At 36.2% G+C, this 14408-nt stretch carries 18 protein-coding genes; 16 read left to right on the top strand and 2 right to left on the bottom strand.

Annotation, left to right across the window (positions count from 1 at the left end; genetic code table 11):
* Positions 1-65 precede the first annotated feature (65 nt).
* From BK582_RS17485 to BK582_RS17440, 10 genes are all read left to right on the top strand, one after another.
* Positions 66-1154, top strand: a complete 1089-nt coding sequence (locus tag BK582_RS17485; RefSeq protein ID WP_236939199.1) for a sensor histidine kinase — start codon at positions 66-68, stop codon at positions 1152-1154.
* Positions 1126-1812 (top strand): response regulator transcription factor, encoded by a 687-nt coding sequence (locus BK582_RS17480; protein ID WP_078596274.1) that lies wholly within the window; start codon positions 1126-1128, stop codon positions 1810-1812. The genes BK582_RS17485 and BK582_RS17480 overlap by 29 nt, the downstream gene beginning before the upstream one ends.
* A 178-nt stretch (positions 1813-1990) precedes the next feature.
* Entirely contained in the window at positions 1991-2395 is a 405-nt protein-coding gene (locus BK582_RS17475; protein ID WP_078596273.1) for a DUF6220 domain-containing protein, read from the top strand.
* 22 nt (positions 2396-2417) lie between these two features.
* Entirely contained in the window at positions 2418-2600 is a 183-nt protein-coding gene (locus tag BK582_RS17470; protein WP_244895417.1) for a DUF5957 family protein, read from the top strand.
* A gap of 554 nt (positions 2601-3154) precedes the next feature.
* Positions 3155-3883: an RNA polymerase sigma factor gene (locus tag BK582_RS17465; protein WP_169911097.1), complete on the top strand. Its 729-nt coding sequence runs from the start codon at positions 3155-3157 to the stop codon at positions 3881-3883.
* Between the two features lie 75 nt (positions 3884-3958).
* Positions 3959-4333, top strand: a complete 375-nt coding sequence (locus BK582_RS17460) for a VOC family protein (RefSeq protein WP_078596270.1) — start codon at positions 3959-3961, stop codon at positions 4331-4333.
* A 76-nt stretch (positions 4334-4409) separates the two neighbouring features.
* Positions 4410-4634 carry a hypothetical protein gene (locus BK582_RS17455; protein WP_078596269.1) on the top strand — a complete coding sequence of 75 codons (225 nt, stop codon included), beginning with the start codon at positions 4410-4412 and terminating at the stop codon, positions 4632-4634.
* A 29-nt stretch (positions 4635-4663) separates the two neighbouring features.
* Complete coding sequence (locus BK582_RS17450) at positions 4664-5035, top strand: VOC family protein (protein WP_078596268.1); 372 nt, start codon at positions 4664-4666, stop codon at positions 5033-5035.
* 117 nt (positions 5036-5152) lie between these two features.
* The gene (locus BK582_RS17445; RefSeq protein ID WP_078596267.1) at positions 5153-5635 is read left to right on the top strand and encodes a GyrI-like domain-containing protein; all 483 of its coding nucleotides are present in this window, start codon (positions 5153-5155) and stop codon (positions 5633-5635) included.
* Positions 5636-5793: 158 nt separating this feature from the next.
* On the top strand, positions 5794-6144 hold the full coding sequence (locus tag BK582_RS17440) for a YciI family protein (protein WP_078596266.1): 351 nt from the start codon (positions 5794-5796) through the stop codon (positions 6142-6144).
* A 353-nt stretch (positions 6145-6497) separates the two neighbouring features.
* Here the strand turns inward: BK582_RS17440 and BK582_RS17435 are convergent, their stop codons facing one another.
* On the bottom strand, positions 6498-7499 hold the full coding sequence (locus BK582_RS17435; protein ID WP_078596265.1) for a DJ-1/PfpI family protein: 1002 nt from the start codon (positions 7497-7499) through the stop codon (positions 6498-6500).
* Between the two features lie 474 nt (positions 7500-7973).
* Here BK582_RS17435 and BK582_RS17430 point away from each other — a divergent pair, with 474 nt between their 5' ends.
* Together BK582_RS17430 and BK582_RS17425 are read left to right on the top strand one after the other, a co-directional pair.
* Positions 7974-8660 (top strand): response regulator transcription factor, encoded by a 687-nt coding sequence (locus tag BK582_RS17430; RefSeq protein ID WP_078596264.1) that lies wholly within the window; start codon positions 7974-7976, stop codon positions 8658-8660.
* A gap of 1 nt (position 8661) precedes the next feature.
* A complete protein-coding gene (locus tag BK582_RS17425; RefSeq protein WP_078596263.1) occupies positions 8662-9735 on the top strand; it encodes a sensor histidine kinase in 1074 nt (357 codons plus the stop codon).
* A gap of 205 nt (positions 9736-9940) precedes the next feature.
* Here BK582_RS17425 and BK582_RS17420 read toward each other — a convergent pair whose 3' ends face one another.
* Positions 9941-10534: a TetR/AcrR family transcriptional regulator gene (locus BK582_RS17420; protein ID WP_078596262.1), complete on the bottom strand. Its 594-nt coding sequence runs from the start codon at positions 10532-10534 to the stop codon at positions 9941-9943.
* A gap of 202 nt (positions 10535-10736) precedes the next feature.
* Here BK582_RS17420 and BK582_RS17415 point away from each other — a divergent pair, with 202 nt between their 5' ends.
* From BK582_RS17415 to BK582_RS17405, 4 genes are all read left to right on the top strand, one after another.
* Positions 10737-11858 (top strand): FAD-dependent monooxygenase, encoded by a 1122-nt coding sequence (locus BK582_RS17415; RefSeq protein ID WP_078596261.1) that lies wholly within the window; start codon positions 10737-10739, stop codon positions 11856-11858.
* 159 nt (positions 11859-12017) lie between these two features.
* Positions 12018-13118 carry an AI-2E family transporter gene (locus tag BK582_RS17410; RefSeq protein ID WP_078596260.1) on the top strand — a complete coding sequence of 367 codons (1101 nt, stop codon included), beginning with the start codon at positions 12018-12020 and terminating at the stop codon, positions 13116-13118.
* 331 nt (positions 13119-13449) lie between these two features.
* On the top strand, positions 13450-13596 hold the full coding sequence (locus BK582_RS27175) for a hypothetical protein (RefSeq protein WP_167553178.1): 147 nt from the start codon (positions 13450-13452) through the stop codon (positions 13594-13596).
* Positions 13597-13728: 132 nt separating this feature from the next.
* Positions 13729-14397: a lysozyme inhibitor LprI family protein gene (locus BK582_RS17405; RefSeq protein WP_078596259.1), complete on the top strand. Its 669-nt coding sequence runs from the start codon at positions 13729-13731 to the stop codon at positions 14395-14397.
* The last annotated feature ends 11 nt before the right edge of the window (positions 14398-14408 follow it).

Below are 14408 nucleotides of genomic sequence, written 5' to 3'. Positions count from 1 at the left end.
TAAAAACGTATAAAGGCAGTGATTGTATGACGATCAGGAAGCGACTGTTACTTTCAAATGCAGGGATGATTCTTATTCCGATTTTAGGATTTCTCGCAATCGAGATTGCTTTAGGTTATATTTTATTTTTTCTATTGAGAGGGAACATTGAAGATGATTTTGAGTTATTTATGACTCTCAGGTTAATTGGAATGCTGTTAGTTATTATCATTACAAATGGACTGCTTACTTATTTTGTTTCTAAAAGTATTATTCGTCCAATAAAAAAGCTGATGAATGCTGCCGAAGAAATTAGTAATGGCAATTTAAATTATAAATTAGATGTAACGGAGAAAAGAGATGAGCTTGACCAACTGGCAGAGACGTTTGAATCCATGCGTAAGAAGCTATTGGAAGCCCAACAGCTTCAAAAAACGTATGAGGAAAATCAGAAGGAATTAATAGCGAGTATTTCACATGACTTAAAGACCCCAATCACTTCGATAAGAGGATACGTAAAAGGGATTCAGGATGGAGTAGCTAATACCCCCGAAAAACTGGATCGTTATATGGAAACAATCGATCGAAAAGCAGAAGGGATGAATCAGCTAATAGAAGAACTATTTCTTTACTCGAAATTGGATCTTGAAAGTGTTCCCTTTGAGATGGAAGAGGTTGATTTGCATGCTTATATGGAAGATTATGCAGCGGAATTACAATTTGAACTGGAACCAGTTGGAGGTACGGTTTTCTATGAGAAGAAGCAAGATAAGTCATACATTGTGCTGGCTGATCGGGAGAAACTAAAACGTGTAGTTGACAATATTATACAAAATAGCTTGAAGTATATAAATAAAGGAAACAAAGAAATATCGATTTATTTAAAGTCAGAAGCAGAAAATGTCATTGTAGAAATAAAGGATAATGGAATTGGCATACCAGAAGAATTACTGTCGGCGATTTTTAATCGCTTTTACCGTATTGACCCGTCGCGTAGTTTAACTACTGGCGGGAGCGGGTTAGGCCTGGCTATTGTAAAAAAAATCATACAAGGATTTGGCGGAACTGTTTGGGCGAAAAGTAAACCTGGGGAAGGGACAAGTATTTTCTTTTCGTTACCTGCCACACGTCATAGGAGGGGAACCAATGGGGAAGATCCTGATTATAGAGGATGAGCAGAGCATTGCAGAATTGGAAAAAGATTATTTAGAGGTGAGTGGATTTGAATGCGATATAGCTGCAGCCGGTGAAGAAGGTCTTGAAATGGCAATGAATCATGATTATCAACTTATCATTCTGGATTTGATGTTACCAGGGATTGATGGGTTTGAACTTTGTAAAAGGATCAGGGAGAAGTTAAACATTCCGATTCTAATGGTAACAGCAAGGAAGGAAGACATCGATATTATTCGAGGCTTTGACAGGGGAGCCGATGATTATATTGAAAAGCCTTTTAATCCAAACGAGCTGGTAGTAAGAGTAAAGGCACATATATCAAGGTATCACAGGCTGACTAATAGTAATTCATCTCAAAATGAAATACAGATTCGGGGTTTGGTTATCGATAAAAGCTCGCGTACGGTTTTTGTTAACGAGGAAGAAAAGGTTCTTAGGGGAAAAGAATTTGATTTACTCTTATTTTTAGCTACAAATCCAAACCAGGTATTTAGCAAAGACCATTTATTTGAAAAGGTATGGGGGTATGATTCCATGGGAGATATTTCTACTGTTACTGTCCACATCAGAAGGATAAGAGAAAAAATAGAAGCGAGCCCATCTGCCCCGGAGTACATTGAAACAATTTGGGGAGTAGGCTATCGTTTTAAAAAATAAATGCAGCAGTTCTTTATGGAAGAGCAAAAGGCAGTTAGTGACCTTTTGTTCTTTTTTTGTTATTTGTATGAACTTCCAATAGTTAAGAAATATTTAATAATCTCCTAATAGTTTGTTCAGAAGTTGTCAGTATACTAACAGTTGTCATTTAAAATATACAAAAGAAGGAGAGATACCGTTGAATAGAGCCTCATTACGAGTCAAGGTTAATAGATATCTTTATCTGTTTTTTATCAGTGTATTTATTTTATGTGTATTATTTCAGTTTTTTACAGTTGGACTTGCGATGTTTGTGGATTCCTCTAATTGGGTTTATCACCGGAGCCTCGTGCATCTTTTTGGCTGGAATATCCCTTTGCTTTTACTTTTGTTTGCCTATCTTGGCTCTCTTCCCCGTTTGATGTACTGGCATATTTTTGGATTGTTTATTTTAATATTTGCGATGTATTTTACCGCCAATATGAGCTTTCAAATACCATGGATCGGAGCATTACATCCATTATTCGGATTATTCCTTTTAGGTATCGCCTGTCTTAATTTAAGAAGCATTATCAAGATGACCTTTAATAAAATTGAACAGTAAGAAAGGGTGCAGCAACATGAAAATGTTTTTAGCAATGATAGTGGGGTTAATTGGAGGATTTATTCTGGGGATTGCCTTATCAAGCTTTATAGGTGTCATAGGTATAACAGTTTTTGGCCAGGCTGTGGGAATCAAGTTTCTGCCTTATTATACTTCATTAGTTTGTGCAGTTGCCTTACCTGTTATTGAGTATAAAAGAGGTTAGGCATTATCAGAGTAAAGCAGCTCCTTGTATTTAAGGAGTTGCTTTTTTTAGGGAACAGTGACTGGCACTGTTCCCTTTTCGGGAAAAATTGCATAGAACAGCAGGTGTATGAGACCTGGCGTTTTTTCTCGTTTTGTCACAATCACTGTGAAAAGTTTTTCAATTCCAGGTCGCTAATTTGTTTTCAAAAGCAGTAAATTTGTTTATTATAGAAAAAGAAATTTTCTGAAATTTACAATATTATTATGTAAGATATATAATTCTAATGGCATCTATACATATAGAAAGGATGGTGTCGTAATAGAAATTTATTAAATAATGCAGGATGAAATATACTCAATGACGTTTGAGACAAGTGATATAGCGGGTTTTTCGCAAACACCTTATCGAACAAGGGGTTGAGGCAGAACCAGTAATAGATGGGGGTCCATGCAGCTTACAATTACGTTTAAAGATATAGGTGGCAATAAGTTTCATGTTTAGGAGGACACTCATCAGTGAGAAAAGGAAAACACTCGTGTTCTTAAACAATAATGATAAAACAGGTGGTCGTTATGGAAGAAAACATGCAAGAAGGACACGAATCAGCATTTAATGAAATCATTTCACCTTACTATCCGGATATAAAAAAATATTGTAAAAGCATTGCATCAAATTATTGGGAAACAGAAGATCTGTTTCAGGACAGCTTATTAAAGATTTATCTTGCCTGGAAGAAAAAACCGGATCGTGAAATTACAAAAAAGTTATTATACACAATCATAAAAAACACATGGATTGATCAAAAAAGAAAAAAATGTTTGAGTACCGAGCCATTGGAAGAAGGGATTATTCAAGATGAAGCCCGGTACAATGAAGGATACGAAATAAGGGAAGTGTTGGAGGAACTAGCGGAATACTTATCTATCAAACAATTTGTAATCATCTTATTGACAGAAGCTTTCGATTTCACAGCAAAGGAAACGGCTGCATTAATCAAAGATTCGGAATCAAATGTCTATACGACATTGCACCGAACTAAAAAGAAATTAAAGCGCTATCTACATTTACAAGTTAATTTACCCCAGGAAAAATTCAGGAAAAAGGCAGACCAAATGATTGACCCCTCTTTATTTGAAAACTTTTTAAATGGATTTCGTACTAAAAATCCTAAGTTAATCTATGAATCATATTTATCAATGAATGGCCTCGGTATGGAAATCAGGAAAGTAAGAAGTGTTGGGAAGAGTATTTGTTTTAATGTAACAGATCCAGATGGAAATGTTCTGATGATCTGCACGTGATTTTTTTAAAAAAAGGTGTAAGGATTTGCGATAAATCATCGTTTATTGAAATAGAACAAGGAAAGGAGGCCTGGCATGGAAAATAAGTTTTACTACGGAACCGGCATTTTCATTCCAGTCAGTGACTTAAATAAATCAACAAAGTGGTATAAAGAAATGCTCGGATTCGAAATGCTCCACAGTGATGCACCTGAGGCGAATACGATGACTATGAAAGGTTTAAACACAATTTTTTGCCTTGTTACATGTGAGGATATTAAGCAGCCTGAGTTTCCAAAAAACAATTACGATGTGAGAGGCTATTTCAATATCCTTACAAAAGACATTGACAAGGTGTATGAAGAGCTCATTGAAAAAGGTGCACAAGTAAGTGATATTCATGATTATGGCAATGTACGAGGGTTTACCCTAACGGACCTGGATGGAAATCAGTTTGGCATTGTAACGTAGACAGGTATAAAGAATTGAAATGGTACATGACGCTTATCAGTTTGCAGTTGGTGTAAGTTCAATAAAGGGGGAAAACATGAATCAAATTGATCGCAGACTAGTGCAGCAGCATATTGATGATTTGTATAAAGGGGCTGAACAGGAACGATTAGCCCGGCAATTTAAGGATAAACAGAAAAGAAACAGACTTTCTACTTTTAGGTTCGTCATTAAATTACGTTCAGTTGTTGAATTTAGGTTTACCATTTATATAAGAACTTGGCCGCGAGTTAGATCTGATACCTATACATTATTAAAATAACAATAGGATTAAAATAGGGAGGACCAAAAATGAAAAATGTAAAACGCATTGATACTGTATTTGTTCCTGTTACAGATACGAACCGTTCGGAGGAATGGTATATGAGGATGTTTAACTTTAAGGTTGGATACCGGAGTCAGGATGGTAATTATGTGGGTTTCAGATTCGATGAAGCAGGTCCATTACAAACTGGATTAACACTTTACAAAGTGGATAAGGTCCCTGAAACCTCACATATTGCGTTTAACTTCTATACTACAGATGTAGATGAATCATACCAGTACATGAAAGAACAAGGAGCAGTAGTATCAGACATCCATGAGGAAGATGGGATGAGATTTTATGACTTCGCTGACCCAGATGGAAACATGCTCGGTGTTGTCACGTTTCCAGAACACTAAATAGATACATACGATAAAATAAAAGAAAGGGATATACATGGTTGCATAAAAATGGGGCGACAGATGCCAGGCACCTTTCAAAGGGGCTTACAAATTAAAATAAAGGAGCGTGTACATATGTCGGCAAGAGTTGTAACTAAGAAAGCTTTTTCAATTGCAGGATATGAGTTTAAAGCAAATCTCCAGGAAATTGAAGAGCAGGAATTAGGGAAGCAAACACTTGCAAGACTGAAAGAGAATGGGGAGTTGGTGAAAAGTAAAGTGGGGGAACAAATCTATTTAGTACAGGTTTATGATATGAAGCCTAATTTTGACCCCATGGTAGATCCGTTTACACAGGTAATTGGCTATGAAATCTCAGAGGCAGAGGATCTTCCTGAAGACATGATCCTGCATACTGTCCCGGAAAATAAATATGTGACAGTTACTCACGAGGGGCTCGAAAAGGATCTTGCGAGAACTTACGATTATTTGTATGGAACATGGATGAAACTGAATAACTGTCAGCCAGCTGGTTATGACTTTGAAATTTGGGATAATAGGTACAAACCGGGAAAACCTGAAAATGAAATCGATTTATACGTTGCCATCACTGATTAGTTATGAGTAATCGATTCCTTCAATTCACTATTTAATAGCCCTCTTTTTATTAAGGGGAGATTGCTGTTGTTTTTTTATAATTTGCCGCTTTTGAAGATCCAGGTTTGTTTTATTTATAATGAGGTCAATTTTTCCGCTAATTAAAGGAGGGAAATTTTATGCTGTTTATGTTGATTGTAAAAGCCTCAAAGAATTCGGAAGCCGGAACTCTCCCCAGCCCTGAACTCATGGAAGCTATGGATAAGTATAATGAGGCATTAATTAACGCTGGGGTACGGGTTATGGCTAAAGGACTTCACCCAAGTTCAAATGGGATTCGCCTTTCATTTCCAAAATCAGGAGAAAAGCCGGTCGTTACATATGGGCCGTTTACGGAAACAAAAGAATTGATTGCAGGGTTTATTCTGATTGATGTGAAGTCGAGAGAAGAAGCAATAGAGTGGGCCAAACGGATGCCCGATCCACAAGGACTTGGGGAAGGTCAGATTGAATTACGTCAAGTATTTTAAGCACAAGTCGTACCGGTGAACTTTTAAGCAAGACTGAAGCTGATTAATGATTGGAGGCTTTCGTTTCTTCCTCAACTAAAGGATAGCGTTTGTTCGACAATACAAAATCACTTGTTAATTTATATGCTATTTATTGTGATATTTAACGCGTTAAAAGAGTGAATAACCTTTAATATCAACGAAAACACAAGACCAATTCAACTGTGAATTGGTCTGTTAATAGTTATGTTATTTATGATTCTGTCCCCTAAAACCAAACGCGTTAAAAAGCGTTTAATGGTTATTATGAAAACAACCTAAAATACCGCACTTACTATAAAAAATAAAATTGAAAACATTATTATCGCTCCGTTTTATAAAATTCGATGCCCGGCTAACTTTGATGCAGGAAGCATTCCTGCTTTTGCTTCACCAGTCATATTGTTTCCATCTACAGTAACGATAAATTTTAAATTAAGACGCATAGGCTTTGAAACTTTCATGAACCACTTTAATTGATTCCCTTCTAACACTGTATTGTCTAGAGTGACTATCTCATCTCCTTGATTTGCAGTCCCAATTATCTGTCCATCTTTATACTCTAAATTTAATAGAACAGGGAGTTCTCCAATAGGAGTGGAGATCGTTATATCCCACTTGCCTTGAAAGTCAAAGCTCAAATCAGTTTGACAATTCGAATTACTTGCCGTTTCAATAAGATTTTCTTGTTGAGTTTCTTTCGGTATATTTCCTTCTGCTCTCCAAACTGTCCCCCTGCGTTCGTACTCAAATAGTTGTTCCACTGCGTGTGCTATCTGGGGGCCAAGTTCACGCTCAACCAGATATAGAGCAACATCGAGTCCCGAAGTAACGCCACCACCGGTAACAATATTACCATCATCTACAATTCGCGCATTCACTGGTATTGCATTAGCAGCACTCAAAAGCCCCATGCCCATGTGATGGGTAACGGCATAACGACCTTCTAATAAGCCACTCATGGCTAAAATAAGGGATCCACCGCAAACTGTAGACAGCAATATATCGGGTTTATTAATGGCTTCAGTTAATAGATTACTTAAACTTGTTTCAGTTGCTTGTTGTAATTTTACAGGTACTGATTCAGATCCATTATCATGAACAGATCCGGATGCTCCAGGAACAAGAATGATACCTTTTTGGATTAAGTCAAGCTTAGCACTTGCTTGAATTTGTAAATGATTTACTCCGCTTGTCACCATTCGTTTCCCTTCAGCAGACACGAGCTCAACTGTTATGTACTCATCTGTATACATTGCAGCAGCAGTAAATACTTCATAGGGTGCAATAGCGTCTAATAAATCAAATCCGTCAAACAACACAATTTGGATATGCATAAATAGTACCTCCATATAAGAATTTAAAATATAATGTATCTTTAACTGGATAGAAGATTTTTCAGCCTTTTCTATTCCGTTTCGTTGAGTTCCCCGTTTTCCCTTAATTTCTTTAGGTGATTAATATCCCTGTAACGATAGCGAATTGAGTAAATCCTAACCGCTGCTAAACAAAATAGTGTAAGGCAAAACAAAGCACCGAATGGAAAGAATGAGAAAGTTTCATTTTCAACACCCACTATTAAATACCTCCTTAATGACTAAAAGTTTGTAGTGGAACATTTCATACATACTGAACGTTCCACGGTTAAAGAATAACCTATAAAAATCTCAAACAATGGTATAAAACAATCACAAAATAATAACAATTGATCCTAAATCTTTATCTTTAGTGAAAAAATGATAAACTTAAATCGAATTTTAATTGTAATCAATGAATATGTAGTGTTTAATTTGGGGAAAGGTCGGGTTTTCATGAAGGAAGAAACTACGATTCTGGTTGTTGACGATGACAAAAGTATTATTGAACTAATGAGGGATTTCCTTGAGAATGAGGGGTTTTATGTAATAACAGCTTTCGATACTATTCAGGCACTTGCCGCCCTAAAGGATAATACAATTGACTGCATTATCCTTGATATAATGATGCCGGGACAAAATGGATTTGAATTATGCCGGCAGATACGTATGGAAAGCAACGTTCCAATCCTGTTTTTGAGCGCTATAAGTGATGATGTAGACAAGATTCGCGGCTTAGCACTAGGAGGAGACGATTATATAGTCAAAACAGCATCTCCAGGTGAGATTGTCGCCAGAGTGAAAGCTGTTTTAAGACGATCCGGCTCCCAGCAGGAATTAAAGAAGAAGGTCTTTAATTATGGTCGCCTTTCATTGAATTTGTCCACAAGGGAAGTATTTATAGAAGGACGGCCCATTTCACTCACACCTAAAGAGTATGATTTGCTTCGATTTTTTGCAGAACATCCAAATCTGGTTTTTTCATACGATCAATTACTTGAGAAGTTTTGGGAAGGAATTGGTGACAAACATACTATTCGTGTCCATCTAAGCCGACTTCGGGAAAAAATTGAGCTTGATCCGAATAAACCGCAATTTATAGTCAACGTATGGGGTATAGGTTATCGATTTAAAGGAGAGTGAAATGAAAACCATTCGTATTCGCATATTCACCATTCTTAGTTTATTTATTATCCTTTTATTTCCATGGATTTTTTATGTAGGTGGGCATTTTATTGAAACAAAGTCATTTAATCTTGGAGTTCCGGCAGATTCAAGAATGACTCAAATAATCACGGGAATTACTGGTCTAATATTGGCCTTTATTATTGTGGCCTTTGCAATACGAAGATATATTCTTATTCCTCTGGAGAAAATGAGTCAATGTGCCCGGCAGATTTCAGAAGGAGATTTGGATATTCAGATACCTTATTCCAGGATATCAGAAATTGCTGAAGTACATGACGGGTTTAATGTAATGGCAGAAAGCCTTAAAGAATCTTTTCAGAAACAGATTGAATTGGAAGATGAACGGAGATTTGTTATGGCTGCTGTTGCACATGATTTACGAACACCATTATTTGCCTTGCGGGGTTATTTAGACGGGTTAGAGAATGGCATTGCTGATTCGCCTGAAAAAAAAGCAAAATATTTGGCAGTTTGTAAAGAGAAATCAGCGCAGTTAGACCGACTGGCAGAGGAACTTTTTACGTTTGCAAAGACTGAGTATCTGGAAATGGAATTAAACGAAAATATTATTGACTTTAGCCTTGTTCTCAAAAACTCAATTGAAAGCCTGAGTCCGCAGGCTAAGCAAAAAGATATCACTATCATTGCAGATAATTTGACATGTGATTGCAATATCAAGGGTGATTCACATCTATTAGAACGAGCCATGAATAACTTAATAGAAAATGCGGTACGACATACACCCAGAAATGGTAAAATTCTTATTACCTGCAATAGAGATGACAACCAAGTGAACTTTACGATACAAGATACAGGAGAGGGATTCTCTGCGGAGGACCTTCCACGATTATTTGAACCCCTATATCGTGGTGAAGCATCAAGAAATCGATCAACTGGAGGAGCAGGGCTGGGGTTAACCATTTCACAACGAATTATTAGACTTCATGGGGGAGATCTAATTGCAGATAATAACCCTGAGGGTGGTGCACTCTTAAAAGGCAGGGTGCCTTTGAATAGTAATTTTTATTGATAGTAGCGGCAGACATATCCTATATTTTAAAAATGTAATTTAGAACATAAAAAAAAGCGATTCCTTTCGAACGTGCAGGATCGCTTTTTTAATTGGTTTTTAACTAAAACCCCCGCTAGTATAATAAGCGCTGACAAATTATGATTGGCATGACCATTACCTAAGGAAGGAAATTCAACTATAGGTGAACAGCAAAAACAATTTATCAGTTGATTCCTATCCCATTGATGACAGTATCTATGGCTTTTTTATAAAGAAGCTCTTTATCTTCCTGGGTGGTGAACGCTAATAGCGCAGTATCAAATAATCCGGAAATTAGTGCTAATAGAATGACACTTACTTCTTCAACATTTAAGTCCGGATTAAACTCTCCTTTATGAATACCCTCTTTAATAATCCCGGATAGGACATCCATTTCAGGTCTGAAAAATTCTGTGGCAAAAGATTTTTCTTTCTTTGTTGAGATTATATATTCTGAAACTGTATTGATTAATGGATTGTGGAACTCCAAACTGCATAAATGCGCCCATAAATATAATTTATCAGTAGCAGTTTCTTCTTTTACCATGAGTTTTTCCCACTCGTTAATAAATCTGTTTAATGCTTCTTTTATACAAAATAAATAAAGCTCTTCCTTATTTTTAAAGTGGTAATAAATTGTTCCTTTGCTTAATTGAGTTTCAGTTTTTATATCCGCCATGGACGTAGCTGCGTAGCCTTTTAGTTCAAACAGTCTGGTTGCTTTATCCTCAATTAACTTCTTGGTATCTTCACTATTAATTCCAATTGGTCTGCTCATAAATCCTCCTGCTTGCTCAGTAAATTATATATAAAAAGTGTATCGCTAAATAAATGTATAAAAATAATTTTATACAAATTTTATTTTTTATCAAGTACAACTATAAAATTAATTGACCGATCGTCCGAATAAATGATAACATATTTTACGTAAGCTCATTCATTGTATTTTTACTGAAGTCTATAAAAAAGGAGTGCTACAAATGAAGGAAAAAGTAATTATCATAGGAGCTGGTGCAGGGGGTCTTGCTACGGCTTTATTTTTAAAAAAGGCTGGAATAGAGAGTGAAGTATTTGAAGGAGCTTCCTTTGAAAGAGAGAGCGGAGCAGGGTTTGTACTTACACCAAACGGCCTGAAAGTTCTTGAAACACTTGGTATTAGTAAAATTGCAGAATATAGTTTTCCTCTGGAATCTGAGACCACATATACCAGTAACAATAAAGAACTGGCCAGCGCTACTGCTGTAGGTAATGATTTCTTTAGTAAAACCTTCATAACGATCAGCAGGCAAAATTTAATGGAACTGCTTTTAGAAAAGGCTGAGGAATATAAAATACCAGTACATTACAATAAAAAACTGGTTAATATAGAAGAAAACTCTGACAGTATTACAGCTTTCTTCTCTGATGATTCTACAGTAAAGGGAGAAATACTAGTCGGGGCAGATGGCATTCATTCAAGAACAAGGGAGATAATATTCCCTCAAGTTAAACCTGTTTATACTGGTTACTATGGAATTCACGGCCTGGTATCTTCTGCAAATGTGAAGCAATCTATTAATACTAAAGCGAATGTCTACATTGATTTTGATAATTATTTAGGTACTTTTGTCAGTAAATGTTCACCTGCTTCAAATTCAGATATATTGTGGCAATTTATTGGTAAAGAAGAGAGGAAGATTCCTGCAACAGAACTAGAGTTAGCTGACAATGAATTTATCAAGGATTGGTTATCCGAAAAAATTAGCGGGTGGGATAATCCATTTAGTGAACTTCTGAATAACACAGAAAATATTACCTCCAGAAATATATTTGAATTGGAAGAATTACCTCATTGGTATCATGGACGCGTCACTTTTGTTGGAGATGCCCTTCATGCCACCAACCCAATGCTGGGGATTGGGGCATCATGGGCTTTAGAGGATGGGATGTATTTAGCTAAAATGTTAAGAGAGCACGGATATAGAGACGCCTTTTATTATTTTGAAAATGACCGTAAGCCGCTTATTGATCCTGTAAGAAAGGCAGCCTCTAAAGCACTTGACCAAATAGTTGAACTAAAAAAAATGGCGAACACCATTTATGACAATCGTATTGATTGGTAAGAGATAAAAGCAAACAGCAGACAAAGAGTATGTACATTTATATACATACTCTTTCTGTTGTTTTACGTATCCTCAGAACAAAAAGTTTTCTTCAAAGATTGCAGGAATATTCATAATAAGTTTCAGAAAAGATATCGTTACCAAAAGGAGGTTGTGCAGATGTATATGAAAATCTTGAAAATTGGTTCAATCATCCTCATGCTTTTCGTGATTATTTACATAGGCAGTCTTGTTAGCTGGGTGTTCAGACCTGTAGCTGTATTTGTTCAAACGTTATTTCTGCCAACAATTTTAGCTGGTATTCTTTATTATTTATTTAGACCACTAGTAGCGTTACTAAGTAAAAAAATGCCAAGGGCTTTGGCAATCTTGTTATTATATGCGGGTGTAATCGTATTGGGTATAGGCATTATTTCTTTCATTGGACCAGAATTACAGAAGCAGTTTACTAATTTAATCAATAGCATGCCTTTAATTATGACTGAGCTCCAGTTGTTAATTACAAACTTACAGCAAAATGAACTAATCGTAAGGTTCGGCCTGACAGAAATATTTACTATTGAAGATTATGTTGAACAAATTGGACTTGTGATTGGAGGTCTGGTTGGAGATATCTTTACGAGAAGTGTCGGGATCCTCGGTACAGTATTTAATGCTTTATTATTACTGTTTATCGTTCCTTTCATCCTTTTTTATTTGTTAAAAGAAGGAGAAAGACTACCAAAGCATTTCCTGAATTTTTTTACGGAAGAAAACCAGGTTGAGATTAAACCTATCCTTACGAACATGGATAAGACGTTGAGCAGTTATATACAAGGGGTCTTAATTGTTTGTTCGTTTATCGGAGTTCTGTATTATATAGGTTTTACGAGTATTGGCTTAGAGTACGCACTTGTTCTCGCGATTTTTGGAATGATTACAAATGTCATTCCATATCTTGGACCCTGGATTGGGGCAATCCCCTCAGTAACTGTGGCTTTACTTCATTCTCCCTTGATGGCATTGTTTGTATTAATCATAGTTGTAGTTATTCAACAGATAGAAAGTATTTTCGTTCAGCCTCAGATTATTGGTAAGAAGATGTCACTTCATCCGGTAACTGTCATGGCTTTGGTGTTAGTGGCAGGGCGTTTTATAGGGATTATAGGAATGGTATTAGTTATTCCGGTTTATGCAATAGGTAAGGTCTTTGTTACCCATCTGTACAGTTTGTGGAAGGTAAAAGAGGAAGGCAAGAGTTATGACCATGAACGTTGCTAATTTAAAATATTGAGCCACGAGCTCATTTTGTGGGCTTATCTTGTTTTATGGAAGATAATACGGCTAGTATGAGTAACCCGAAATCCATTAAGATCATAATACTTTTCGCCGTTTTAATGGAGACACAGGCATCATCTCCAAGATGAAAGGCAGCCCCTGTGAGCTATTTAATGATTCTTAACGGGCTAAAAATTGAATTTCCATATTACTTTTTCGATACCCTATCCTTATTCCTTCTTTTCTTAAAAAGTTTTGAGTAATCAGCGATATTTGACGAATCGACCATTTATTATGGTAGACTAACCTTAAATCACTATTTGGGGGTACTGGAATGAAAATATTCATCACACTGCTTATAGTCGCTTCACTTATTTCGCTAGTTATAGGAATGAAAAAGAAACATCGTAATATGACAATAGTCTCAGGTGCAGCAACTGCAGGCTTTCTGGTATTGTATATGGTTTTATTTCAGCTTTAACATGGACGTCCTGGTCGAAACTATTCTGGAGAGCTATTACGCAGAGCGGCAGGTGTAAGAACCTGTCGTTATTATGATTAATGAATTTACATAAAAATTTCATATTAAGCAGAAGCAGGGGATGAAGACATTATGAAAAACAATAAGAAAAATACATTCTTAATTTTTACTGCAGCACTTACGCTTTTATTGACTGCTTGTGCCTCTGCAGAGTCAACTGCTGCATTGGACAATCACTCACAAAATAACAACTCAACAAACAAAAATGAAAATTCTACTAATATTAATTCACTGCAAAACGACGCAAACTTAAACAATAATGCAGAAACCTTGGAAACAGAAGATAATAACGGAAAAGAAGAAGAGGTTAATACAAACAATGTATCTGCAGAAGAGGAAGAGAATAATTCAAACATTGTAAATGCTGAAGAAGAATTATCCGAGTCGAGCCGGAAGGAAGAGTATCTCAAAAAATTAAGTGCTGCTAAAATAGCAACCGAAGAATTGGCGGCAACAGACTCATCTACATACGCATTAAAAAAAGTGGAGAACGATAGATGGGATATTTGGGATGAATTATTGAATGATATTTATGGTGTTTTAAACGAACAACTGTCCCAGAAAGAGATGGACCAGCTGAGAGAAGAACAGCGGGAGTGGATTAAATTTAGAGATAACAGTGCTGCTGAAGCATCACATAAATATAAAGGCGGTACACAGGAACAATTAGAATATGTGGCTGTGCTGGCGAATCTAACAGAAGAAAGAAGCTATAAGCTGGTTAAGGATTATATGAAATAAAACTTTACCAT

This window comes from Evansella clarkii (assembly GCF_002019695.1).
In the GTDB taxonomy this organism is placed as follows: Bacteria; Bacillota; Bacilli; order Bacillales; family Salisediminibacteriaceae; genus Evansella; species Evansella clarkii.
This window is presented reverse-complemented; position numbering and strand designations above follow the sequence as displayed.